Source organism: Salinivibrio sp. VGrn1 (assembly GCF_009377995.1).
Classification (GTDB): domain Bacteria; phylum Pseudomonadota; class Gammaproteobacteria; order Enterobacterales; family Vibrionaceae; genus Salinivibrio; species Salinivibrio siamensis.
Map to the genome: position 1 here is coordinate 261,306 of NZ_SATA01000003.1, position 25,154 is coordinate 286,459.

The window sequence follows — 25,154 nt, forward strand, 5'->3', positions numbered from 1 at the left end:
GTTTTCTGCCTGAGTTAAGACAGTTGGATTAGCAAGGAAAATATCTTATAAGCCTATCAAAATTGCACTGCTCTCGCTACTCTCGACATGCGTTCTTAGGACGAAATTTGATCATTTGTGGTTGCATCAATGTTTACGAGATGTGAATATTATCTGGTTAGACCAGATAAGGATGTCAACTTACATGTATCGCTTCTACAAACCACGTATTGTTAAGTGGGCACTTAACAGCTGGCCACCATTTTGGGGCGCAGGGATCCATATTGATGCCATTAGCCAGGATTTTAAACGTGTCAATATGCGTTTGAAACTCCGCTGGTGGAATAAAAATGCTAACCGTACCCAGTATGGCGGTAGTATCTTCTCCTTAACCGATCCTGTCTATGCGCTCATGTTAATGGGGATTCTCGGCCCTCAGTACCATGTCTGGGACAAACAAGCAGATATCAATTTTATTAAGCCGGGAACCACGGACTTGTACGCAGATTTTGTGATCAGTGATGCGGTGTTAACCGATATCCAACAACAAGCAGGACAAGGCGATAAGGTATTGCCCGAGTTTGTTGTCCACGTCAAAGACGCGCATGGCGAGGTGGTTGCTGAAGTAAGGCGTACACTTTATGTGAGAAAAAAACGCCAGTATCGAGATACAGCCAGCAAACAAGCCGCATGATCGGCCCATTGTGCGCCGGTTAGATAAAAAACGCCAAGGTTGAGTCCCCTTGGCGTTTGATAAGCCAGACTTAGTCTTCAAGCTCTGCGAGACACATTTCTTCGTAAACTTGTTTCACCCACTTGCTCACACGCTCGTCGGTCAGTTCAGGTTGGCGGTCTTCATCGACACATAAGCCAACAAAATGGTTGTCATCAACCAATGCTTGTGAGGCTTCAAATTCATACCCCTCAGTTGGCCAATGACCAATGATGGTCGCGCCTTTCGCTTCAATGATGTCGCGGACGGTGCCCATGGCATCACAGAAGTATTCTGCGTAATCTTCCTGGTCGCCACAGCCGAAAATAGCCACGAGTTTTGTTGAGAAGTCAATTTGCTCTAACTCTGGGAAAAAGTCATCCCAGTCGCACTGTGCTTCACCGTAATACCATGTCGGAATACCGATCAGCAGCAAATCGAAGTTATCAATATCTTCTTTGCTGCTCTTCGCGATATCCTGCACGTGAACCATTTGCTTGCCTAACTGCTTTTGAATGGTTTTTGCAATTGCTTCCGTGTTTCCCGTGTCACTACCAAAGAAGAGACCTACACTCGCCATATAAAAACACCCGTTTTGTCAGTGGGTTGCTGTTTGCAACTAACTCGAATTAAAGAAAAAGCGTCGCTTTTTCAAACCTATATGATTAACCAGTGACTTCAGTGCTAGGGTTAGCCGATGCCGACCCCTTCCCAAACCAACTGAATCACACCTTTCACGATAAAGCCGACACAGCCTAGTGTGAGCACAAACCAGACGATCCGTCGGCCGAATACTGGCACATTGCCCTCACGTAACACGTCTTTAATTGCCATGCCGATAAAAAAGAAAATCGCGGCGAAGACGAGATCTAGACCTATTTTCTCGAGCAATTGAAAGTGCTCGTAAAGCATGCGTGCCTCCATTGAGCACCGACTTATGCGGCGCAATATATCACAAGGGTCACTTAACTGTTAACGCTCGCTCGGCATTAAAAAACGTTCTATGACGCTGGCAACCACCGCCGGTTTTTCAGCATGTAGCCAATGACCCGTGCCTGCCACCATATGCGCTTTTGAATGAGGGAACTGAGCGACAATGGCCTCGCGGTGGTCTGGCAGAATGTATTCAGAGTTCTGCCCTTTGACAAACAGAGTTGGCCCCGAATACTGGCCAAACTCTGTCCATCCCATGATGTCACGATAGCCGTGATAAAGATTATCAATATTGAAGCGCCAGGCGTAGTGACCGTGATCGGTTTTATAGAGTGATTTCAATAAAAATTGGCTCACGCCTGGATTTTCAATCGATTCATTCATCATGGTTTGCGCTTGTTGGCGGCTTTCCAGTGTCACCCTTTGTGTCTGATGCAATGCCCTGAAAACATTGTCATGTCGGTTAACTTGATAATCGACTGGGGCAATATCCATCACCACCAGTTGTTCGACGCGCTCTGGGAAGCGCTGAGCGACGGCCATCGCCACTTTGCCACCCATCGAATGGCCAACGATAATGGTTGACTCAAGCTGTTGTGCATCCATCCACGCGATCACGGCATCGGACTGGCTTCGATAATCTGTGTCCTGTGTATGATAGGAGCGACCATGGTTAGGTAGATCAACTTGATAGACACAAAAATGGTCGGACAGTGTCTTGGCGAGCCCGCCTAAATTATCGAGATCACCAAATAAACCGTGGATCAATACAAGCGGTGAGCCCTCACCGCGAGACTTTCCGTTTAATAACACGTTGCTTTTCTCTCAGATTACTGGCTTTAACGTAGAGTATACCTATCTATCTCTGTATAATCGCCCCGTTAAACGATAAACAGGACGCGATGAAAAACAATGAAGACGATAGAGGTTGACGACGATCTATACCGGTATATTGCCAGCCAAACTCAGCATATTGGCGAAAGCGCATCAGACATCCTGCGTCGCTTACTGCTGTCGGACTCGGCACCGCAGCCAACCCAGGCTGCGCCGACGACGCCCTCTCGTTCTAGCGGTATTGTTGTCAGTAAAGACGCTGGGCGCAGTGCGTCCGTTGATCGTGTCAAAGCGATGCGAACGTTATTGATTTCAGATGAGTTTGCGGCTCAAGAACGAGCTATTGGTCGTTTTATGCTGATCCTCACCACCTTATACCGTGTTGACCAACAAGGATTCGCAGATGGTATGGCGCTAAAAGGGCGTACCCGTCTGTATTTTGCCGATAATCCACAAACTTTATTAGAAAGCGGCAAAACCACCAAACCCAAGCAGATTCCAGACACCCCTTTTTGGGTCATCACCAACACGAACACTGGCCGTAAGCGTCAGATGGTGGAGCAGCTTATGGAAAAAATGCAGTTCCCGAGTGATTTGACTGAGAAGGTTGTGAACGCGATTTAATCTATGCCACTCATGGGAGAAGAGAATTATGGCAGTGCATCCTCAAGCCGGACAGCGCGCGAATCCGCAAGATTTGTGTGATATCCCGGCGCTTGTGACGCGTTTTTTCCAGGCTCAACCACGTCCAGGTGATCCGTCGCAACGTGTTGCGTTTGGGACGTCAGGACACCGTGGAAGCGCGTTGAACACGACGTTTAACCGCGATCATATTTTGGCGATTGCACAAGCAATTTGTGATGAGCGCAGCGCGCGCGGCATTTCTGGCCCTGTCTTTGTGGGAAAAGACACTCATGCGCTTTCAGTACCAGCATTCGATGCCGTGGTTGAAGTGTTAACGGCCAATCACGTTACGGTGATTGGCCAAGCTGAGCAAGGGTATACACCCACCCCAGGGGTATCGCAGCAGATACTCGCCTACAACCGCGCGCATGACGCGAAAGCGGACGGGATTGTCATCACTCCCTCGCACAACCCACCGCAAGATGGGGGCATCAAATACAACCCGCCCCATGGTGGACCCGCCGAAGGCGAAATCACGAAAGCAATAGAAACGCGAGCGAATCACTATATTGAAACCCATCTCGTCGGCGTTAAACGCTCGGAGATTGATGCGGCGATGCACAGTGACTATTACCAAGCGCAAGATCTTGTGACGCCATATGTCTCTGGGCTGGCCAAGGTTGTTGATATCGAGGCTATTCAAAAAGCGGGTTTAAAACTTGCCGTTGACCCTTTGGGGGGCGCAGGGATCCGCTATTGGCAGCAAATTGCCGCGCATTATCAACTGGATATTACCCTGATTAACGATCATGTCGACCCAACGTTTGGCTTTATGCCGCGCGATAGCGATGGCGTGATTCGTATGGATTGCTCGTCTGCATACGCAATGGCCGGACTATTGGCGTACAAAGATGATTATGATTTGGCATTTGGCAATGATCCAGACTTTGATCGCCACGGCATCGTGACTCCCGAAGGATTGATGAACCCGAATCACTATTTAGCCGTGTGCATCGATTATTTGTTCCGCCACCGTCCGCAGTGGTCAGCCGATTTAGGCGTGGGTAAGACCCTGGTGTCCAGTGCGATCATTGATAAGGTGGTTGGCGATCTCGCTCGTCCGCTGGTTGAAGTGCCCGTCGGCTTTAAATGGTTTGTGCCTGGCTTGAGTGAAGGAACGCTTGGCTTTGGCGGGGAAGAAAGTGCCGGTGCCTCATTCTTAACCTTTGATGGGCAGCCATGGTCAACAGATAAAGATGGTATCATTCTTTGCTTACTGGCAGCAGAAATTCTGGCGGTAACGGGGCTTACGCCACAGGCGTATTATCAAAAACTTGCCCACAAGCACGGTGATCCGTCGTATAACCGATTACAAGCGGTTGCCAATGCAGCGCAAAAGCAGGTGCTCAGTCAGCTCAGCCCCGAGATGGTGACGGCAGAGAGCTTGGCGGGCGATACCATCACCGCCAAACTGACGCATGCGCCGGGCAATGGCGCTGCCATCGGAGGACTGAAAGTGGTCACGGAGTTTGGTTGGTTCGCTGCGCGCCCATCAGGGACAGAAGATATTTATAAAATCTACTGTGAAAGCTTTAAAGGTGATGATCACTTGCGTTTGATTGAGCAAGAAGCGCAACAAATTGTTGACCGCGTGTTCAACGCTCAAGGCGTTTAGCGCGTCCCGTCGTGACGCTGTAGTCGAAAACGCGTACAGACAATGTGCGCGTTTTTTATTTCAAAGCGGGTAACGCGGGTATCGTCTCTGGCCAGTCGCGGGGTACCACGAACCAAGGGGTGAGTGAGTCATCTAACAAGTGACAGGTGCGAGATAGCTCATCAAGTGATGCGCGTTCGAGCTTGGGCAAATCAGCGAAAGCAGGCAGTGACAACCACTGGTCGCGGGCCAATACGGCAAATTCCCTGTCTGTTGGTAATGCATCTGGCCAACACCACCATCCCCCAATGCTGTCATGATTGACGGGTGGCCACTCTGGTAGGGGCTGCTCGCCATGATGATAATGGCGGTACAACCTTCCTTGCACCATTAAACGCTTCTCACTTGGTTGCCAGTGTGGGTATTGCTGACAGAAGCTTGGGTGGCTGGACAGCGCCAATTGGTGGTCAAGCATTCGCGCCACTTTGATATCCAATGCATCCTTGGCATTGGGGCCTAACCAACGGTTGTCATAGGCGAGGTAGAATTTTACCGCTACCTCCCAGTGCTCTAGTTGCCCCTGATATCTGACTAAAAAGTCGATGGCACCTCGCGTCTTGCCGCCTTCATTAATTTGTATTTCCTCAGCTTCTAACCCCAAATGCGGGTGACAATCAATGAGCTGAGTGAGCAGCCACTGATAGTAAAAGCCGATACGCTTTGGTCCCTTATAGGGCGAGGGAGATGGCAGTAATTTGTGTTGCCAAAGATGATGAGGCACAACCGGGAAGTGCTTGTCGCTGAGTAGTGAGAACTGATTTTGTAACCAGCTAAAGTCGGCATTGATTTGATCTTGGTTGCTAAATAGCGGATCGGTGTCACTCATGATGTAATTTTATTACCTTGTTAAAAGACTGTTAAAGCTGAATCTGGTAATTTTTGGGTGAAAAATAACCATTTATGTAGTAAAAAAACAAAACGGGTGGTACACTACGTCCATACTTGCAAACTGGTCAGATGAGTGAGGTTGATTATGTATACACCGTTCGATAAAACCCGTGTTGTGTTGCGCCGCTGCGCGGTTGTGATCGCGGGCATCACTTGCCTGCCAACACTGATTGTGCCGCCAATGGCATCGCGTTTATATAGCCATTTACATCAAGTCTGGCTTAAAGACAGCACCAAGCCAGTCTGGTTAGCTGAGTCGGAAAAGGTCGGTGGTTTTTTCTAACCCACCTTTACCTCATCAAGGCTTAGCCTATCGTATAAGCCATAAATACGTATAGATGCAGCCGAACAGATAGGTAGCGATTAGATAAGCGGTGAGCCATTCGTGCTCGCCGCTTTTTTTATTTTTGCTTGTCAGGTTACACTGTTGCCATTGTCTCGCAAGTGGATGTGAATGCTATGAATAATTTTGAACTGGAAGCATTGCTCAACGCCGAACTAAAACCGGATAGCATCAAAGACTACAGCCCGAACGGACTGCAAGTGCAAGGGCGTGATGAGGTTCAAACCGTCGTCACAGGGGTGACGGCTTGCCAAGATCTTATTGATGCAGCGATTGAGCAGAATGCGGATGCCATCCTGGTGCACCATGGTTACTTCTGGCGCGGCGAACCACAGCAAATTCGCGGCATGAAGTACCAACGTATCAAGATGTTGATTGAACATGGCATCAATCTATACGGTTATCACTTGCCTTTGGATATTCACCCGACGCTGGGTAACAACGCGCAACTTGCCAAACGTTTAGGCATTGAGCTGCTTGGGGGACTGGAGCCTGACAACCCTGTCTCGATTCCTGTTTATGGAAAGCTTTCAACGCCCATGACGTTGGCTCAGTTTGAGCAACAAGTGGCCACGGTGCTTAACCGAACGCCCCTTGTGATTGACGGTGGCCAACAAACGCGGATTGAAACCGTCGGGCTGTGTACTGGTGGCGCGCAAGATTTTATCGACTTGGCCGCTTCACAAGGGATGGATGCGTATCTGTCGGGTGAGATTTCTGAGCGCACAACCTTTTCGGCGCGCGAGCAAGGTGTGCATTATATCGCGGCAGGGCATCACGCGACCGAGCGTTATGGCGTGAAAGCGCTAGGGGAGTGGCTTGCCCAGCAGCATGGTTTGAATGTGCACTTTATTGATATCGACAATCCAGCGTAACGCCTAGGCGTTGAGGCTAAGTGCGATAAAAGGTAGACGCAGCAATGTGATAACCTGCTGATAATAAAGAAAAAGCCGCCTATTGGCGGCTTTGTTATATGACATTCGCGGCTTAACTGCGCTTGTCCATCGGCGTAAACTCGCGTTGCGTATAGCCTGTGTAAAGCTGACGCGGGCGCCCAATACGCTTGTGTGGGTCGGTATGCATTTCATTCCAGTGAGCAATCCAACCAATGGTACGAGACATCGCGAAGATCACTGTAAACATCGACGTGGGAATCCCGATCGCTTTCAGGATAATGCCTGAATAGAAATCAACGTTCGGATAAAGTTTCTTATCGATAAAGTAATCATCTGACAATGCGATGCGCTCTAGCTCCATCGCTACGTCAAGCAGTGGGTCCTGTATTTGTAACTCATTGAGCACTTCGTGACAGGCTTCACGCATCACGGTTGCGCGAGGATCGTAGTTCTTGTAGACACGGTGACCAAAGCCCATCAGGCGGAATGGATCATCTTTGTCTTTCGCGCGAGCAATATACTCAGGAATGTTATCAACATGCCCGATTTGCTCAAACATACGCAAGCACGCTTCATTCGCACCGCCGTGGGCGGGTCCCCATAACGAGGCAATCCCTGCCGCAATACAGGCAAATGGGTTCGCACCTGACGAGCCCGCAAGGCGTACTGTTGATGTGGATGCGTTTTGTTCGTGATCGGCGTGCAGCGTGAATATTTTATCCATTGCACGCGCAACCACAGGGTTGACCTCATACTCTTCGCATGGCGTGGCGAACATCATATGTAGGAAGTTCTCCGCGTAGTCGAGGTCGTTACGTGGATAAATAAATGGCTGCCCGATCGAGTACTTGTAACACATTGCAGCCAATGTTGGCATTTTCGACAGTAAACGGAACGCCGTGATTTCACGGTGTTGATCGTTGTTGATGTCGAGAGAGTCGTGATAGAACGCGGCCAGTGCACCTACAACCCCGACCATTACGGCCATTGGGTGAGCGTCACGGCGGAAGCCGTGGAAGAAGCTTGCAATCTGTTCATGCACCATGGTGTGGCGCACGATCATTGAGCGAAACTCATCGTATTGCTTTTGGGTAGGGACTTCACCGTAGAGCAGGATATAACAGACTTCTAAATAATCAGCGTTATTGGCAAGTTGATCTATCGGGTAACCGCGGTGCAGCAATACGCCGGCTGCGCCATCGATGTAGGTGATTTGCGAATTGCACGAACCCGTTGCGACAAAGCCAGGATCAAAGGTGAAATAGCCTTCGTTTACCAGCTGGCGCACATCAATGACTTCTGGACCGACGGTGCCCTCGATAATCGGCAGTTCGATTGGTGCTTTCCCTTCGATATGTAGGGTAGCTTTCTTCTCTGCCATAACAATCTCCTTTGTTATTTTATAATCCCATCCAGGATACGGACTCGACCGTTGTACCGATCGACCCTAATGATGTCAATTTTTAACCTATCGATGTGTGCGTCAGTTAATAACTTATTTGCAATGCGAGTTAAATATCTGTTGTGAGATTCCGGTCAATTTTGTGCGTTTGTAATTGTCTGTTACGCCACGTATACTTTTTCGAGGTCTCTGGGCAAATCAGTATCCTAGAGCGTTTAGGGGCTCAAACACCTTTCCTAACTGACGTGATCCATTCGCCAATAATTGCAGTTATAAGCAATAAGGTACATGAAGCGCGTTACGCAGATGTTGCAGGTCTTACGCTTTGAGTACTGAGGTTCAGAGAGTGTAATAACTATAAATGCTCAATGGAGCTGAGTGGGCAATATCGTGAAAGAAAGAAAGTCAAGACCCGTAAACCTCGACCTCCAGACGATTCGTTTCCCGATAACAGCGATTGCGTCTATATTGCATCGAGTGGCAGGTGTCATCACCTTTGTCTCGATCGCCATCCTCCTATGGCTGCTTAGCCTGTCTCTCTCTTCTCCTGATGGATTTCAATCCGCTGCTGCCATTGTCGATAGCTTTTTCGTCAAACTGATCCTTTGGGGCATTTTGACGGCACTGGCGTATCACATTGTTGGCGGGATCCGTCATTTGATCCAAGACATGGGTTATTTTGAAGAGCTGGAGTCTGGCGCGCAAAGTGCGCAGGTTGCATTTGTTATCACTGGCGTGTTGTCTGTGTTGGCGGGGGTTTTAGTATGGTAACTAAAAACATCTCATCGGTCGGGCGCAATGGTGTGCACGACTATGTGCTGATTCGCGCCACTGCGATTCTCATCACACTTTACACACTTTATATGGTCGGTTTTGCCGTTTTTGGTCCTGAGATTACGTATGCCTCATGGACAGCGTTTTTCGGCCAGACCAGTACCAAAGTCTTTACCATGTTAGCCCTGGTCTCCGTGCTGATTCACGGCTGGATCGGAATGTGGCAAGTATTGACTGATTATATCAAGCCAGCCTTGCTGCGTGGCATGTTGCAACTGGGCGTTGTGGCCATGCTACTGATCTATGTTTTCGCCGGTTTCTTTGTATTGTGGGGTGTGTAAGTGAGTATTCCAGTTCGCGAATTTGACGCAATTGTCATTGGCGCAGGTGGCGCAGGTATGCGCGCCGCACTGCAAATATCAGAGCAGGGCCTAACCTGTGCACTGTTATCTAAAGTGTTTCCAACTCGTTCGCACACTGTGTCCGCGCAGGGTGGGATTACGGTAGCACTGGGTAACTCGCACAAGGACAACTGGCAATGGCACATGTATGACACGGTGAAAGGGTCGGATTATATTGGCGACCAAGATGCCATTGAGTACATGTGTAAGACAGGCCCTCAGTCTGTGATTGAGCTTGAAAAAATGGGGCTGCCATTTTCTCGCTTCGAAAACGGATCCATCTATCAACGCCCGTTTGGTGGCCAGTCCAAAGAGTTTGGTGGCGAGCAAGCAGCGAGAACGGCAGCGGCTGCTGACCGGACCGGGCACGCACTGCTGCACACCTTGTATCAACAGAATATTAAAAACAAGACCACCATCTTCTCTGAATGGTATGCGCTTGATTTGGTGAAAAACCAAGACGGTGTAATCGTTGGTGCCACGGCCATGTGTATGGAAACTGGGGAGATTTGCTACTTCAAATCCAAAGCAACCGTGTTGGCGACAGGTGGCGCTGGTCGTATCTATCAATCAACCACCAATGCGCATATCAATACCGGTGACGGTGTTGGTATGGCGCTGCGCGCAGGCGTGCCAATGCAAGATATGGAAATGTGGCAATTCCACCCCACAGGCATTGCTGGAGCGGGTGTATTGGTGACGGAAGGTTGTCGTGGTGAAGGCGGTTATCTGCTCAATAAAGATGGTGAACGCTTTATGGAGCGTTACGCCCCCAATGTGAAAGATTTGGCAGGGCGTGACGTGGTGGCGCGTTCAATGATGATCGAGATTCGAGAAGGGCGTGGCTGTGACGGCCCATGGGGCCCACACCTCAAATTGAAGCTCGATCACCTTGGCAAAGATGTGCTCGAGTCTCGTCTCCCCGGTATTCTTGACTTGTCGCGTACCTTTGCGCACGTCGATCCTATCAAAGAACCGATTCCGGTGATCCCAACCTGTCACTACATGATGGGGGGCATTCCAACACAAGTGTCTGGCCAAGCAATCAAGCAAGACCCGCTCGGCAATGACATTGAAGTACAAGGTTTGTTTGCCTGTGGCGAGATTGCCAGCGTGTCTGTTCACGGTGCCAACCGCTTAGGCGGCAACTCATTGCTCGACTTGGTTGTCTTTGGCCGTGCGACCGGCCTGCATCTTGGCGAGACACTCGCCGCGCAAGTAGAAGCGCGCGATGCGAGCGAGTCAGACATTGAGGCGTCACTGGCACGGGTTAATCGTTGGAATAACACCCAGCAGGGTGAAGACCCGGTTGAGATCCGCAAAGATTTGCAAGCTTGTATGCAAGAAAACTTCTCTGTGTTCCGAGAAGGCGAGGCGATGGAAAAAGGGCTGAAAGAGCTGAAGGAAATTCGCGAACGCCTTAAGTCGGCGCGTCTTGATGATACGTCAACCGAGTTCAACACCCAGCGTGTCGAATGTTTGGAGCTGGAGAATTTGATGGAAACCGCGTATTCAACGGCGGTATCAGCCCATTATCGTACTGAAAGCCGTGGCGCACATGCGCGTTTCGACTATCAAGACCGCGATGATGAAAACTGGCTATGCCACTCCATCTATAACCCAGAAACCGAAGCCATGTCGAAGCGCGACGTCAATATGGCGCCAGTGCACCGTGAGGCTTTCCCACCGAAAGTCCGCAGTTACTAAGGGGGTCGAGAACGATGAATGTTAAGTTTTCTATCTATCGCTACAACCCAGATGTAGATAATGCGCCATACATGAAAGACTACACGCTGGATGTGCCTGAAGGGTCTGACATGATGCTGCTGGATGCGCTCATCCAGCTTAAAGAGCAGGATCCTACTTTGGCCTTCCGTCGCTCGTGCCGTGAAGGTGTCTGTGGCTCTGACGGCGTCAATATGAACGGTAAAAATGGCCTGGCATGCATCACGCCGCTGTCCTCACTGATGGACAAGTCCGAAATCGTGATTCGTCCGCTACCCGGTCTACCGGTGGTGCGTGATCTTATTATTGATATGGGGCAGTTCTATGAGAACTATGAGCGTGTCAAACCCTACCTGATGAATGATGAAACGCCACCGTCGCGAGAGAACTTGCAAGCGCCGGAAGATCGCGCGGAACTTGATGGCTTGTATGAGTGCATTATGTGTGCATGTTGCAGTACCGCATGCCCTTCATTTTGGTGGAACCCTGACAAGTTTGTTGGTCCAGCGGGCTTGCTTGCCGCTTACCGTTGGCTGGCGGATAGCCGTGACACAGCGACCGAAGAGCGGTTATCTGATCTAGACGACGCTTTTAGTGTCTTCCGTTGCCACGGGATCATGAACTGTGTCAGTGTATGTCCAAAGGGACTGAACCCAACCAAGGCAATTGGGCATATCAAGTCTATGCTGATTCAGCGCGGCGTTTAAAACGCTGAACCAATAACGTAGAAAAAAATGCCCCGTCCTCGGACGGGGCTTAATAACAGGTAACCCGGCCTCAGACCGGTGTTTGGATAAATAACTAGTGGTTAAGGGATAACAATGCAAAATGGCGTGATGAAGGCTTGGTTAGAGTCTTCTCATTTGGCTGGCGCCAATGCAACGTACGTAGAAGACCTCTACGAAATGTACCTCAGTGACCCGGAGTTAGTTGATCAAGAATGGAGAGCGGTTTTCGACCAGCTGCCAGTGGTAAGTGATACCGCGGTAGAACAACCTCACTCTCGTGTTCGTGATTACTTTCGACGCTTAGCTACCGATACATCGCGTGCAAGTGCTTCAGTCAATGATCCAGATGTAGACGCGAAACAAGTCAAAGTTCTTCAACTGATTAATGCTTTTCGTTTCCGCGGCCACCAACAGGCCAGCCTAGACCCTCTCGGGTTATGGAAACGTAAACCTGTACCTGATCTGTCACCTGCTTTTCACTCTCTTAATGAGCAGGATTTCAACGAAACTTTTAATGTCGGCTCATTTGCGATTGGTAAAGACAATATGCAATTGGGCGAGCTGTATGATGCGCTTGAGAAGACCTATTGTGGGTCTATCGGTGCAGAATACATGCACATTACCGATACCGAAGAAAAGCGCTGGATCCAAGGTCGCCTGGAGTCTGTGGTTGGACAGCCGCAGTTTAGCGAAGAAGAAAAGCTCACCTTTTTAGAAGAGCTCACCGCAGCTGAAGGCCTCGAACGCTATCTTGGTGCCAAATTCCCCGGCGCTAAGCGGTTCTCTCTTGAAGGCGGTGATTCGCTGATCCCGATGCTGAAAGAGCTGATTCGCCACGCGGGTAGCGAAGGCGCACGAGAAGTGGTGGTCGGAATGGCTCACCGTGGGCGCCTCAATGTGTTGGTAAACGTATTAGGTAAGAAACCGTCCGAGCTTTTTGATGAGTTCGCGGGTAAACAAGACGAGAGTTGGGGAACCGGGGATGTGAAATATCACCAAGGCTTCTCGTCTGATTTCGCGACACCGGGGGGTGATGTTCACCTTGCGTTGGCGTTCAACCCCTCACACCTTGAGATTGTGAACCCGGTGGTGATGGGATCAGTGCGTGCTCGCCAAGACCGACTGGAAGATAATACCGGCTCGAGTGTTCTCCCTATCACCATCCACGGTGATGCCTCTATCGCCGGGCAAGGGGTGGTACAAGAGACCTTCAACATGTCGCAAGCGCGAGGCTTCCAAGTAGGCGGCACCGTGCGCATCGTGGTCAATAACCAAATTGGGTTTACCACGTCGAATCCGGCTGATTCACGCTCGACGCAATACTGTACAGACATCGCTAAGATGGTGCAGGCGCCGATTTTCCACGTCAATGCAGATGATCCCGAGGCGGTTGCTTTTGTATCGCGCTTGGCGCTCGATTTTCGCAACGAGTTTAAGCGTGATGTGGTGATTGACTTAGTCTGTTACCGTCGCCATGGCCACAACGAAGCGGATGAGCCCAACGCGACTCAGCCGATGATGTACCAAAAGATCAAAAAGCATCCTACTCCGCGTAAGCTGTATGCCGATGTATTGGATCAACAAGGGGTCGCTAATCTCGAAAAAGCCACTGAGATGATCAATGAGTATCGTGACCTTCTCGATAGTGGTGAGTGTGTGGTGAAAGAGTGGCGCCCAATGGTGTTGCATTCTGTCGACTGGACGCCCTATCTAGGCCACGATTGGACGGTAGAGTGGGCAAATAAGTTCGATGCTAAGCGTCTGAAAGAGCTGGGTCATCGCATTTGCCAGTTGCCGGATAGCCATAAACTCCACAGCCGTGTTGCCAAGCTCTACAAAGATCGCAAAGCGATGGTAGAAGGCGAAAAGATGGTTGATTGGGGGATGGCTGAGACCCTTGCTTATGCCACTTTGGTTGATGATGGCAAACGTATCCGCATTACGGGTCAAGACTCAGGTCGCGGCACCTTCTTCCACCGTCATGCGGTGCTCCACAACCAAGAAGATGGCAGCACGTATTTGCCACTTGCAAATATCCATGACAAACAAGGACCATTCGAGATCTTCGATTCCGTGTTATCGGAAGAAGCGGTACTGGCGTTTGAGTACGGTTACGCCACCGCTGAGCCAGGCGGTTTAACCGTGTGGGAAGCACAATTTGGTGACTTCGGCAATGGTGCGCAAGTGGTGATTGATCAGTTCATCAGCTCTGGTGAACAAAAATGGCGCCGCATGTGTGGCCTGACCATGCTGCTTCCTCATGGCTATGAAGGGCAGGGCCCCGAGCACTCGTCAGCGCGTTTAGAGCGTTATCTGCAACTGTGTGCTGAGCAAAATATGCAGGTTGTGGTGCCATCAAGCCCCGCGCAGGTTTATCACATGTTGCGCCGGCAAGTGGTGCGCCCCATGCGTCGTCCTTTGATCGTTATGTCACCGAAGTCGCTGTTACGTCACCCACTGTGTGTGTCTAACTTGGAAGACTTAACCGAGGGTGATTTCCTACCAGCGATTGGTGAAATGGACGATCTTGAGTCAAGCAAGGTGAAACGCGTCGTGATGTGCTCGGGCAAAGTCTATTATGATTTGCTACAAGCACGCCGAGAGCAAGAGATTGATGACGTTGCCATTATCCGTATTGAGCAACTTTATCCATTCCCTCTGGACGCGGTTAAAGACGCGATTGCGCCTTATAGCAATGCGAAAGACTTTGTTTGGTGCCAAGAAGAGCCACAAAACCAAGGGGCGTGGTACAGCAGCCAGCACAACTTCCGTGCTGCCTTACCGCAAGATGCCACATTGACCTATGCCGGACGCTCGGCATCCGCATCACCTGCGGTAGGTTATATGTCTGTACACCAGAAACAACAAAAAGCGTTAGTTCAAGACGCTCTGACCCTAAAGTAAGAACTAGAACATTAAGGATAAATACGATATGACAATCGAAATTCTGGTTCCCGATTTACCCGAATCTGTGGCTGACGCAACCATTGCCACATGGCACAAACAGCCAGGTGACTCGGTAACCCGTGACGAAGTACTGGTTGATATTGAAACAGATAAGGTCGTGCTGGAAGTGCCTGCCCCTGCTGATGGGGTGTTGGAGTCCATCATTGAAGATGAAGGGTCAACCGTATTAGCGAAACAGGCCATCGCTAAAATCAAAGAAGGTGCCGTCGCAGGTGAGCCAACCAAAGACGTTCCTGCACAATCAGAGTCTTCACCTGACAAGCGCCACACCGCCTCACTAGAAGAAGAGACGAACGACGCGTTAAGTCCTGCGGTACGTCGTCTGCTTGCTGAGCATGACCTCTCTCCTGATGCAGTGAAAGGCACAGGTGTGGGTGGACGCATTACGCGAGAAGATGTTGAAGCACACCTTGAGAGTCAGCCTGAACAGGGAGAGCAAAAAGCACAAAGCCAAGATGTGCCACCTGTGGCTGAACGCGGTGAGAAGCGTGTTCCTATGACGCGCTTGCGTAAACGTGTCGCTGAGCGCTTGTTAGAAGCGAAAAACAGTACCGCGATGCTGACCACCTTCAATGAAGTGAACATGAAGCCCATCATGGACTTGCGTAAGCAATACCGTGATAGTTTTGAAGAGCGTCACGATATTCGTCTCGGCTTTATGTCTTTCTATGTGAAAGCGGTCGTCGAGGCCTTGAAGCGTTACCCAGAAGTCAACGCATCCATCGACGGTGATGATATCGTTTATCACAACTACTTCGATGTCAGCATGGCGGTATCTACACCGCGTGGTCTGGTTACCCCTGTGCTGCGCGATTGCGACAAGCTGGGCTTTGCGGATATTGAAAAGGGTATCCGTGATTTGGCGATTAAAGGCCGTGATGGCAAGCTCACCGTCGATGAACTGACAGGGGGCAACTTCACCCTCACCAATGGCGGTGTCTTTGGCTCATTGATGTCAACGCCGATCATTAATCCCCCTCAAGCAGCCATTCTTGGCATGCACAAGATCCAAGACCGCCCGATGGCGGTGGATGGCAAGGTCGAAATCTTGCCGATGATGTACCTGGCGCTTTCTTATGATCACCGTCTGATTGACGGTCGTGAATCGGTAGGCTTCTTGGTGACCATCAAAGAACTTCTAGAAGACCCAACACGTCTGCTTCTGGACGTTTAATGGCGCTACCCCCTGTTTCTGAGGGGAGCCATTTTAGAGGGGACGGAGGTCCCCTCATTTGGAAAGCAAAAAGACACAATAATGGACACTAACACGGATAGAACATCATGAATCTGCACGAATATCAGTCAAAGCAGCTGTTCGCTGAATATGGTCTACCAGTTTCAGAGGGCTATGCTTGCGACACACCACAAGAAGCTGCTGAAGCAGCCGATAAAATTGGCGGAAACAAATGGGTCGTTAAATGCCAGGTTCACGCCGGTGGGCGTGGCAAGGCAGGCGGGGTAAAACTGGCTAACTCCAAAGAGGAGATCCGTCAGTTTGCTCAGCAATGGCTTGGTAAAAACTTGGTGACCTTTCAAACCGACGAAAACGGTCAGCCGGTAAGCAAAATTTTGGTGGAGTCATGCACCGATATCGCCAAAGAGCTTTACCTGGGTGCGGTTGTCGACCGTGGTTCACGCCGCGTTGTTTTCATGGCATCGACTGAAGGCGGTGTCGAAATCGAGAAGGTGGCGGAAGAAACCCCTGAGCTTATCCACAAAGCATCGATTGATCCCCTTGTTGGCCCTCAGCCTTATCAAGGTCGCCAACTGGCCTTTAAACTGGGTCTAGAAGGTGAGCAAATCAAGCAATTTACCAAAATCTTTGTGGGTATCGGCCAGCTGTTTTTGGATAAAGATGTTGCACTGGTTGAGGTTAACCCTTTGGTTATTACTGACCAAGGCAACTTGCACTGCTTGGATGCGAAATTGGCCATTGATAGCAACGCTGTCTACCGCCAGCCAAAAGTACGCGCGATGCACGACCCCAGCCAAGAAGACGAGCGTGAAGCGCATGCCGCGCAATGGGAACTCAACTATGTCGCGCTAGATGGCAATATTGGCTGCATGGTTAACGGTGCGGGCCTAGCAATGGGCACCATGGACATTGTTAATTTGCACGGTGGCAGCCCAGCTAACTTCCTTGACGTTGGCGGTGGCGCGACCAAAGAGCGTGTAACAGAAGCGTTTAAAATCATTCTGTCTGACAGCAACGTAAAGGCTGTCTTGGTGAATATCTTCGGCGGTATCGTGCGCTGCGACTTGATCGCAGATGGCATTATTGGTGCAGTCGAAGAAGTTGGCGTTAAAGTTCCAGTGGTGGTTCGCCTCGAGGGAAATAATGCTGATGTAGGTGCCAAGAAACTGGCCGATAGTGGTTTGAATATCATTGCGGCAACATCGCTAACCGAAGCCGCTCAAAAAGTCGTTGCTGCCGCGGAGGGTAAATAACAATGTCAGTGCTGATTAATAAAGATACCAAAGTGATCTGCCAAGGTTTTACAGGTGGACAAGGTACTTTCCACTCAGAGCAAGCTATTGAGTATGGAACACAAATGGTCGGCGGTGTATCCCCTGGTAAGGGCGGTACGACTCACCTAGGTTTACCTGTGTTCAACACGGTGGCCGATGCGGTCGAGGCGACGGGTGCGACAGCATCAGTTATTTATGTTCCTGCCCCTTTCTGTAAAGACGCGATCCTAGAAGCGATCGATGCTGGTATTGAGCTTATTGTATGTATTACGGAAGGTATCCCAACACTGGATATGCTGGAAGTAAAAGTGAAGCTGGACCAAGCAGGCGTGCGTATGATTGGGCCTAACTGTCCAGGTGTGATCACGCCGGATGAGTCTAAAATCGGCATTATGCCGGGGCACATTCATCAATCTGGTAAAGTGGGCATTGTGTCGCGCTCGGGCACACTGACGTATGAAGCCGTTAAGCAAACCACTGATGAAGGCTTTGGCCAATCCACCTGTGTTGGTATTGGTGGGGACCCTATTCCAGGCTCAAACTTTATCGACATTTTAGAAATGTTCGAAAAGGATCCGGCGACCGAGGCGATCGTGATGATCGGTGAGATTGGCGGGACTGCAGAAGAGGAAGCGGCGGCTTACATCAAAGCCAATGTGACCAAGCCCGTAGTGGCATATATTGCCGGGGTAACGGCACCTCCAGGTAAGCGCATGGGTCATGCGGGGGCAATTATTTCTGGTGGTAAAGGAACCGCAGATGATAAATTTGCTGCCCTTGAAGCAGCGGGTGTCACGACGGTTAAAAGCCTGGCTGATATTGGTAAAGCATTGCGCGAGAAAACCAGCTGGTAAGCCAGACAAAGTAATCGCATAAACAAAAGCCGCTCATATGAGCGGCTTTTTGATATAAAAAACATAATAAGTGGTTAGGGCTTAGTGCGAGCGATTCGGCAATAACTGCGCCAACATAAAGACACTGGCTGCTGCAACCACCACAGATGGGCCAGCGGGCGTATCATAAAACCAAGAGCCTGCCATGCCTAGCAGCACCGCAGCCATCCCAATGAGGCTAGCAAACGAGGCCATTTGCTCTGGTGTTGAGGCGATACGCCGTGCCGTTGCCGCGGGAATGATTAGCATAGAGGTAATAATTAATGCCCCGACAAATTTCATCGCCAACGCAATGACCAAACCAATCAGTAGCATCAATAACAGCCGCAGCTTTTCTACTGCAATACCTTCTACCTTGGCAAGCTCTTCGCTGACTGTCATCGACAGTAACTGCTCCCAGTAATACGCGAGTACCCCGAGTGTTAAGCACGCGCCAATGGCGAGTAAAGTGAGATCGGCAAAAGAGACCGCCAACAAATCGCCAAACAAATAGGCCATGAGATCGACGCGCATGTTGTCCAAAAAGCTTACTGACACTAACCCCAATGACAGGGCACTGTGAGCCAATATACCGAGCAAGGTATCGGTCGAGACCAGGTGTTGGCGCTGTAGTCCCACCAATAAAACCGCCAGGAGTAAGCAGGTGATCACGAGTGCGAGGTTTAAGTCGATTTGCAGCAGAAAGCCTAACGCTAAACCGAGTAGTGAAGCGTGAGCGAGGGTATCGCCAAAGTAGGCCATACGTCGCCAGACCACAAATGAGCCCAAAGGGCCGGCAATGGCGGCGATCAATAAGCCGCCCATGATAGGGGCAAGTAAGAACTCAATCATGATGATGCTCTTGGTGTTCGCAGCTTACAGGTTGCCCTGCAAGATCATGTTTATGATGATGGTGGTGGTGGTATAGCGCGAGTTGCTCACTGGTTTGGCGACCAAACATCGCCACATAAGAAGGGTGCTGCGAGATGGCATCGGGCTCACCGGAGCAGCAGACATGATGCTGCAAACAAATCACTTCATCGGTTTTAGCCATTACTAAATGCAAGTCATGCGACACCATGAGTACCGCGCACCCAAGGCTATCACGCAATTGACTGATCAGGCTATACATCTCCAATTGACCGCTGACATCCACCCCTTGCACTGGCTCATCTAACACCAACACATCAGGGTGCTTTAAAATGGCGCGGGCGAGTAGAACGCGTTGCGTTTCACCGCCGGAGAGGGTATGCATATTCGCATATTGCAAGGATTCGGCATTGACCGTATGTAGCGCCTGGCTAATCTGCGCATTGGTATAGCGTGTTCCCAGACGAATAAACCGATCAACCGTTAGCGGCAGAGTTTGATTTAACTGCAACTTCTGAGGTACGTAACCGATTTTTACATCTCGGGCTATTTGTACTGTGCCGGCGCTCGGCTTAACTAAACCGATCAGTGCTTTGACAAGCGTCGATTTCCCGGCGCCATTGGGGCCAATTAGCGTGGTAATTTGCCCGCGCTTTAGTTGCATCGAAACCTTATCCAGCACATGGCGGCCATTGAAGGTCACCGTCACCGCATCGAGCGAGACTAGCGAGTCAGTCATAGTGAAAAAAGCATTGTGAATTGGAATTGTTATATTATAACATTCATAGCCAGTGAGAAAACATAAGAATGAGAGGAAAGATGATGGCGCGTATTATTGGGGTATTTATTGCACTACTACTGGCATTGCCCGCGCAAGCCACGTCGGTAATGACATCGATTAAGCCTTTACAGCTGATCGCGGCAGGACTTGTGACACAAGATGATACCGTCGATGTGTTGTTGCCGCCGGGCGCGTCACCGCATAGCTATGCGCTAAAGCCATCGGACATACGCGGTTTAAATCAAGCGGATGTGACGATTTGGGTGGGACCCGAGCTAGAGCTTTTTCTTTCTAAATTGTTGGCGGATAAACCTTCTGTATTGACCTTGACACAGGTCGAGAATATGCCGTTGCGCCATTTTGATGGCGGGCACCATCATCATCATGGACACGATCATGGCGAGCACAATATTGACCCGCACCTTTGGCTGGGACCCAAAACGACTCGAGTGGCGGCACAAGCTATTACAGAGGCATTGATTGAAGCCGCTCCCGGTAAAGCAGAGCAATACCAAGCCAACCTGACTCGTTTCAATGATAAGCTCGATCAAACCGTTGCCGATATTCAGCAAGACCTCGCCACCCGTATTCAGTCAGGGTATTTTGTCTTCCATGATGCCTATGGTTACTTTGAAGATGCTTTTGGCCTCGCAAAAACCGGACATTTTACGGTTGATCCAAGTCAAAAGCCTGGGGCGAAAACCCTGGTGACGATTCGCCGAGGTTTGCTTAATCATGATGCGACCTGTATCTTCACTGAGCCGCAGTTTAATCCCGCACTGATTGATGCTGTGACACGACATAATGACGTCAATGTACTTGCCTTAGATCCATTGGCGACATCAATTCCGGTAGCGCCTGATAGCTATCAGGTGTTTTTAAAAGATTTAGGAAATCGTTTCACACGTTGTTTAAAGCATGAAACTACTGACTAACTGGCTCGCTGTGACAGCCAGACTTCCTCGCCAGCACAAGCTGGCCCTGGCTTCATTATCTCTTTTGGTTGGCGCTGCCCTCATGTGGCAGCCCCATCCTTTTTCTCCCAAAGAACGGCAACCGTTGCCGGCGGTCAATCAACACCAAGCGCCGGCGACAGTGGATCACAGTGAACCGATTGAGCAAGGCATGGATGCAAATGATCCTGCCTTGAGTGTGCCTGAAGATGCGCTCGAGCAAGACATCACATCTGAGGCGCCGCGTGTCCATCACCACACCGTCGCGGCAGGGGATACACTCGGTGAGATCTTCTCACAGTATGGTCTCGCTATCGGTCAGCTCTACCAAATGCTGGATGTGAACGATAAGGCCGGCGATATTCGTCGCGGACAAAAAATGGAATGGCAAGTTGACGAGGAAGGTCGATTGCTGACGTTCACCGTTTATCAATCGATTAAATACCGCGACTATTACCAGTTCGATCAAGGTACCGTTGACTATCAGCGCTTGGAAACCAAAGGCGAGTTTGAGAGTGTGACCTTGATTGGACGGGTGAATAGTAGCTTTTATCAGCAGGCGCGCCAAGCTGGGCTCACACCTAATCAGATTCAAAATCTGGTCTCGGCGCTACAGTGGCGTTTTGACTTTGGACGTCAATCTCGTCGCGGCGATCAGTTTGCGGTACAAGTAAACAGAGAGTTCATCGACAATAAACCCGTGTCATCGGGTAAGGTCACGGCCATGCTCTACAAATCGGGCAGTCGAGACATTTTTGTCTATCGTCATCATGATGGACGCTTTTATGATCAGAAGGGGCAAAGCCTTGATCGTGCGCTCCGTCGTTATCCCACTGCCAAGCGCTATCGTATTAGCTCATCGTTTAACCCACATCGTAAGCACCCGATTACCGGGCGTATTTCACCGCACAATGGCACTGACTTCGCGACGCCAGTGGGTACCTCAGTATTGGCCGCCGGTGATGGTGTTGTCGTTAAAGCGCGTAAACACCCGCTAGCGGGTAATTACGTGGTGATTAAACACGGGCGTGAGTATTCAACGCGATATTTACATTTGCACCGGATTTTAGTGAAGCCGGGCGATCATGTGTCGATGGGACAACGAATCGGATTAAGTGGTAATACCGGTCGCTCAACGGGGCCTCATCTTCATTTTGAATTGCTCAAATACGGTCACCCGGTCAACGCGATGAAGGTACCGCTGCCTGAAGCGCACCCCGTTCCTAATGGCGAGCGTAATGGGTTCCAGCGTCAAGCTAAACGTGCACATCAGGCGTTGGCGCAGCGATTAAATGGGTAATGGGTATCAATTATGTGAGGCCTAGCTCACATTTAGGGTTGCAGGGTTTTATTTAGGGGCAGGTCGCAGGACACTACGCCACTGAATCCTGCAACCTGTCTCTCTTCTCGTACATGAAACGCCGATGTCTCTGTTTGTTATGGCTGGCTCTCATCTTTCCTTGCCTACCTTTGCAGGCGCATGATCCCTTGCTCACATCGTTTCAATCATACGGCGGTCTCAATGGCCTCGGTGATGTTCGCGATGTGGCGGTGCAGTCATCTGGTGGTATGTGGTTGTTGGATAACCAAGGACGCATTCATTTTTTTGATGGTCATCAGCGCCATCCACTCAACGACGCCCTGACCTTGCCTGATGAAAAGATCCTGACCATTGCTTATGCTCACCAGGCGCTTTGGATGGCAGGAAGGCAACATGTTTATCGTTTCCAGCCAAGTACCAATACGCTTACCGCTTTCCCGTTGCCCGATGCCGTTGCACAGACACGCGCTGATCATGCGCCTCGTCCCTCCCAATCGCCACGACTGGCGACGATCAATAATACGCTATGGCACATTCAAAGCGGCCAGATAAGCGTCTATCAACGGGAAGATAAGGCATTTCACGTGTGGCGAACGGGTCCGTGGCGTGCTGATAGTGTTTGGTTTACTGCGGGTCATCGATTGTTTGCGGTCGGGACAAGCTTATACCAACTCAGTGACGCGGGTGTGCGTCAACTGACACGCTTTTCTACGCCGATTACAGCGATCACGGCGAAACAAGACAGAGCATGGATCAGTACCGAAAAGCGTGTTTATCTACTGGCATTATCGGGCGATCAAGTAAAAGCACAACACGTGTTGAATACTCGTGGAGGCTACCAAAGAATGACGGTCGGCTCGGGCGGGTTGTGGGCCGCCAATCATAACGGGTTATTTCGACTTTCCCTAGACGGTGTCGCGACGCCTGTTTGGCAGCCAGGCTCTCAGGGTATAGCAGGCCAAAGCATCACTTTTTTATGGGCAGATTTTGAAGGGGGGATCTGGTTTTCAACCGATCAGGCTACACGTTATCGTGCGCCGGGCCAGCGTTGGATAACTCATCAACACCGCGCGTTTCCCAGCGTGCTTACCCATGGTTTTATGGCGCAGAGTAACCCTTGGGGGCTAGAGAGAGGCAGTTGGCGCGATTTAAGTGGGTATCGCACTGTACCATGGACCTCGGATGCACCAAGCGGTGAATACCTCAGTGCCACCCGAGACGCTCAGCGCCTTTGGTGGTCAACACCGTCAGGTACAAAAGGGATCAATACGCAAACAGGGGTAAGCATCGTCATACCCGACCGGTTGGTAACCTTGCCCGCGGAGCATTTGTATACTGATGCAGAGGGCACCGTCTGGTTATCGGTTGACGATCAGGTGATGCGCTACTGGCCGGACACACAGACATTGGTCAGTTATGGCACGCGATGGCAGACTCATCACGCGGGTGAGGTGTTAGGCTTTTACGATGATGGTCGCGGTAGTGTATGGATCCGTGATCAGAATGGCTTAACCCGTTATCGAGACGGTCATTTTAAGCCGGTCCCCTTGGCGAAAGACCGACTGCCTGTGCAGGATATGTATACCGATGAACGAGGTCGTTTATGGCTCACCAGTGCGCGCGGTGTGTATCAATACGATCCTAGCGCCCCAGACGCCGCGTCATTGGTTTATTTATCGCTACCCGATGAGCGATTCCACTGTGTCACTGGTAACCGCGACGGCGTATGGGCGTACAGTAACCAAGCATTGGTACACATTGCCCCACGAGGGTTCGTGCGCACATTTCGCCTCCCATCTGATGCAGAAAAAGTGGCCTGCTACGCGACCCAACCCCATCAACTCACTCTGTTGGCAGGGGATTATACCTACCAGATAGATACTGACCAATTGGCGTTTTCTCTGCGTAAACCGCCAAGTGTTGTGATTGGTGCGGTTTGGCAGCAACGCAAGCGTTGGCGTATTGGCCCTCGACAGCAAACAGCGGTGACATTACTAGAGCAAAGCCCCGCCTATCTAGCGTGGGGGAGTTGGCCACCAGAACGACAAGTGACACGCGTGCATTACCAGCTCGTGCCTTATCAGCACGCTGGCCAGCCAATGGCTGACAAACTGGCCGCTTGGCAGCAGACCGGCAGTGATACGATTTCTTTGGCCAATATGGTGGGGGGGCACTATCAATTACGTATTGCTATTCCGCGTGATGGTGCTTCCCATACTGTGTTAGATATCTCTGTCTCTCTTCCTCTATTGCCTCACATTATCAATGGCATGGTACTGGCCTGCTTTGTGAGCCTGGTTCTTGCGGCTGTCATCTTAGCCTTGAGACAACGTCACTTGTCGGCGGTGCACATAGAGACATCGAGCGTGCCCATCTCCGGGCCGCTGGATGAAATCTCGGATGTCACATATCCTATCGGATTTGAATCGCCCTCATCACTGGCGCTGGCTTCAGACCAAGCCAATCAGCGATGGACAGCCGAGTTTGAGAAAGTTATCGCGGCCAAGTACCGAGATCCTGACTTTTCAATGGCTCAGGTAGCAAGCGCGTTAGCGATGTCTGAGCGTAATTTGCAACGTAAGTGTCGACAGTATTTTGGTGTGACAGTGACCGCTTATGTGACGCAGAAAAGACTGAGTGATGCCGCTGCGCGCTTGCAGCACGGGTATTCGGTTGCGGATGTGGCTGAGGCGTGCGGATATCGCGATCCGGCTTACTTTAGTCAACGGTTTAAAAGCTACTTTGGTGTCAGTCCTTCGCAGTATCGACGCACGACGACCGATATAACCGTGGCAGATATACGTGATTAGGTTGGGCTGTTGACCTGAAACCCAGGGGGGAAATGCGCGTAAAAGAAAACGTGGCATAGCCGGGGAGCCATGCCACGGGTGTCAACGACACCTTCGCTTGCTGCCGAGGGCGGGGAGCCCGCCCTGGTAAAAAACGGGCTGGTCAGGCGTGTATTGTC

General features: G+C 50.5%; 23 protein-coding genes. 16 read left to right on the forward strand and 7 right to left on the reverse strand.

What is annotated here, in order from left to right; all coding sequences use genetic code 11:
* The first annotated feature begins 184 nt into the window (after nt 1–184).
* The gene (locus tag EHW56_RS06900) at nt 185–673 is read left to right on the forward strand and encodes a DUF4442 domain-containing protein (RefSeq protein ID WP_370517140.1); all 489 of its coding nucleotides are present in this window, start codon (nt 185–187) and stop codon (nt 671–673) included.
* Between the two features lie 70 nt (nt 674–743).
* Here EHW56_RS06900 and fldA read toward each other — a convergent pair whose 3' ends face one another.
* The 3 genes from fldA to EHW56_RS06915 form a co-directional block, all read right to left on the reverse strand.
* Nucleotides 744–1,271, reverse strand: a complete 528-nt coding sequence (gene fldA / locus EHW56_RS06905) for a flavodoxin FldA (RefSeq protein WP_046073566.1) — start codon at nt 1,269–1,271, stop codon at nt 744–746.
* Nucleotides 1,272–1,381: 110 nt separating this feature from the next.
* A complete protein-coding gene (locus EHW56_RS06910) occupies nt 1,382–1,603 on the reverse strand; it encodes a DUF2788 domain-containing protein (protein ID WP_021022467.1) in 222 nt (73 codons plus the stop codon).
* Between the two features lie 60 nt (nt 1,604–1,663).
* Nucleotides 1,664–2,437 carry an alpha/beta fold hydrolase gene (locus tag EHW56_RS06915; RefSeq protein ID WP_172969982.1) on the reverse strand — a complete coding sequence of 258 codons (774 nt, stop codon included), beginning with the start codon at nt 2,435–2,437 and terminating at the stop codon, nt 1,664–1,666.
* A 99-nt stretch (nt 2,438–2,536) separates the two neighbouring features.
* Between EHW56_RS06915 and seqA the strand changes: the two genes are divergently transcribed.
* Together seqA and pgm are read left to right on the forward strand one after the other, a co-directional pair.
* A complete protein-coding gene (seqA, locus tag EHW56_RS06920) occupies nt 2,537–3,082 on the forward strand; it encodes a replication initiation negative regulator SeqA (protein ID WP_046073564.1) in 546 nt (181 codons plus the stop codon).
* A 28-nt stretch (nt 3,083–3,110) separates the two neighbouring features.
* Complete coding sequence (gene pgm, locus EHW56_RS06925; protein WP_077666124.1) at nt 3,111–4,757, forward strand: phosphoglucomutase (alpha-D-glucose-1,6-bisphosphate-dependent); 1,647 nt, start codon at nt 3,111–3,113, stop codon at nt 4,755–4,757.
* 55 nt (nt 4,758–4,812) lie between these two features.
* Here the strand turns inward: pgm and EHW56_RS06930 are convergent, their stop codons facing one another.
* Entirely contained in the window at nt 4,813–5,622 is an 810-nt protein-coding gene (locus tag EHW56_RS06930) for a DUF1853 family protein (RefSeq protein ID WP_077666125.1), read from the reverse strand.
* A gap of 147 nt (nt 5,623–5,769) precedes the next feature.
* Between EHW56_RS06930 and EHW56_RS06935 the strand changes: the two genes are divergently transcribed.
* The gene (locus EHW56_RS06935) at nt 5,770–5,967 is read left to right on the forward strand and encodes a DUF2517 family protein (protein ID WP_046073561.1); all 198 of its coding nucleotides are present in this window, start codon (nt 5,770–5,772) and stop codon (nt 5,965–5,967) included.
* A 176-nt stretch (nt 5,968–6,143) separates the two neighbouring features.
* Complete coding sequence (locus tag EHW56_RS06940; protein ID WP_077579201.1) at nt 6,144–6,902, forward strand: Nif3-like dinuclear metal center hexameric protein; 759 nt, start codon at nt 6,144–6,146, stop codon at nt 6,900–6,902.
* Nucleotides 6,903–7,014: 112 nt separating this feature from the next.
* On the opposite strand, the gene EHW56_RS06945 is transcribed toward EHW56_RS06940, so the two are convergent.
* On the reverse strand, nt 7,015–8,304 hold the full coding sequence (locus EHW56_RS06945) for a citrate synthase (protein WP_046073559.1): 1,290 nt from the start codon (nt 8,302–8,304) through the stop codon (nt 7,015–7,017).
* 399 nt (nt 8,305–8,703) lie between these two features.
* Here EHW56_RS06945 and sdhC point away from each other — a divergent pair, with 399 nt between their 5' ends.
* The 8 genes from sdhC to sucD all read left to right on the forward strand — a co-directional run bounded on the left by sdhC (nt 8,704) and on the right by sucD (nt 18,243).
* Nucleotides 8,704–9,096 carry a succinate dehydrogenase cytochrome b556 subunit gene (sdhC, locus tag EHW56_RS06950; RefSeq protein ID WP_046073558.1) on the forward strand — a complete coding sequence of 131 codons (393 nt, stop codon included), beginning with the start codon at nt 8,704–8,706 and terminating at the stop codon, nt 9,094–9,096.
* Complete coding sequence (gene sdhD / locus EHW56_RS06955) at nt 9,090–9,440, forward strand: succinate dehydrogenase, hydrophobic membrane anchor protein (protein WP_046073557.1); 351 nt, start codon at nt 9,090–9,092, stop codon at nt 9,438–9,440. The genes sdhC and sdhD overlap by 7 nt, the downstream gene beginning before the upstream one ends.
* Nucleotides 9,441–11,207: a succinate dehydrogenase flavoprotein subunit gene (sdhA, locus tag EHW56_RS06960; RefSeq protein ID WP_046073556.1), complete on the forward strand. Its 1,767-nt coding sequence runs from the start codon at nt 9,441–9,443 to the stop codon at nt 11,205–11,207.
* A gap of 14 nt (nt 11,208–11,221) precedes the next feature.
* A complete protein-coding gene (locus tag EHW56_RS06965) occupies nt 11,222–11,932 on the forward strand; it encodes a succinate dehydrogenase iron-sulfur subunit (protein ID WP_046073555.1) in 711 nt (236 codons plus the stop codon).
* A 114-nt stretch (nt 11,933–12,046) separates the two neighbouring features.
* On the forward strand, nt 12,047–14,857 hold the full coding sequence (gene sucA, locus EHW56_RS06970) for a 2-oxoglutarate dehydrogenase E1 component (RefSeq protein WP_152794778.1): 2,811 nt from the start codon (nt 12,047–12,049) through the stop codon (nt 14,855–14,857).
* A 28-nt stretch (nt 14,858–14,885) separates the two neighbouring features.
* Nucleotides 14,886–16,094, forward strand: a complete 1,209-nt coding sequence (gene odhB / locus EHW56_RS06975; protein WP_152794780.1) for a 2-oxoglutarate dehydrogenase complex dihydrolipoyllysine-residue succinyltransferase — start codon at nt 14,886–14,888, stop codon at nt 16,092–16,094.
* A 107-nt stretch (nt 16,095–16,201) separates the two neighbouring features.
* Nucleotides 16,202–17,368: an ADP-forming succinate--CoA ligase subunit beta gene (gene sucC / locus EHW56_RS06980; RefSeq protein WP_046073552.1), complete on the forward strand. Its 1,167-nt coding sequence runs from the start codon at nt 16,202–16,204 to the stop codon at nt 17,366–17,368.
* Nucleotides 17,369–17,370: 2 nt separating this feature from the next.
* Entirely contained in the window at nt 17,371–18,243 is an 873-nt protein-coding gene (sucD, locus tag EHW56_RS06985) for a succinate--CoA ligase subunit alpha (protein ID WP_046073551.1), read from the forward strand.
* Nucleotides 18,244–18,324: 81 nt separating this feature from the next.
* Here sucD and znuB read toward each other — a convergent pair whose 3' ends face one another.
* Entirely contained in the window at nt 18,325–19,113 is a 789-nt protein-coding gene (gene znuB, locus EHW56_RS06990) for a zinc ABC transporter permease subunit ZnuB (RefSeq protein ID WP_046073550.1), read from the reverse strand.
* Nucleotides 19,106–19,870 (reverse strand): zinc ABC transporter ATP-binding protein ZnuC, encoded by a 765-nt coding sequence (gene znuC, locus EHW56_RS06995; protein WP_077579204.1) that lies wholly within the window; start codon nt 19,868–19,870, stop codon nt 19,106–19,108. Before znuC ends, znuB begins: the two co-directional genes overlap by 8 nt.
* Nucleotides 19,871–19,950: 80 nt before the next feature.
* On the opposite strand from znuC, the gene znuA reads away from it, so the two are divergent.
* The 3 genes from znuA (at nt 19,951) to EHW56_RS07010 (ending at nt 24,996) form a co-directional block, all read left to right on the forward strand.
* Nucleotides 19,951–20,847, forward strand: a complete 897-nt coding sequence (gene znuA, locus EHW56_RS07000; protein ID WP_227986275.1) for a zinc ABC transporter substrate-binding protein ZnuA — start codon at nt 19,951–19,953, stop codon at nt 20,845–20,847.
* The gene (mepM, locus tag EHW56_RS07005) at nt 20,831–22,165 is read left to right on the forward strand and encodes a murein DD-endopeptidase MepM (RefSeq protein ID WP_077579205.1); all 1,335 of its coding nucleotides are present in this window, start codon (nt 20,831–20,833) and stop codon (nt 22,163–22,165) included. The genes znuA and mepM overlap by 17 nt, the downstream gene beginning before the upstream one ends.
* A gap of 188 nt (nt 22,166–22,353) precedes the next feature.
* The gene (locus EHW56_RS07010; protein ID WP_172969981.1) at nt 22,354–24,996 is read left to right on the forward strand and encodes an AraC family transcriptional regulator; all 2,643 of its coding nucleotides are present in this window, start codon (nt 22,354–22,356) and stop codon (nt 24,994–24,996) included.
* Nucleotides 24,997–25,154: the final 158 nt, after the last annotated feature.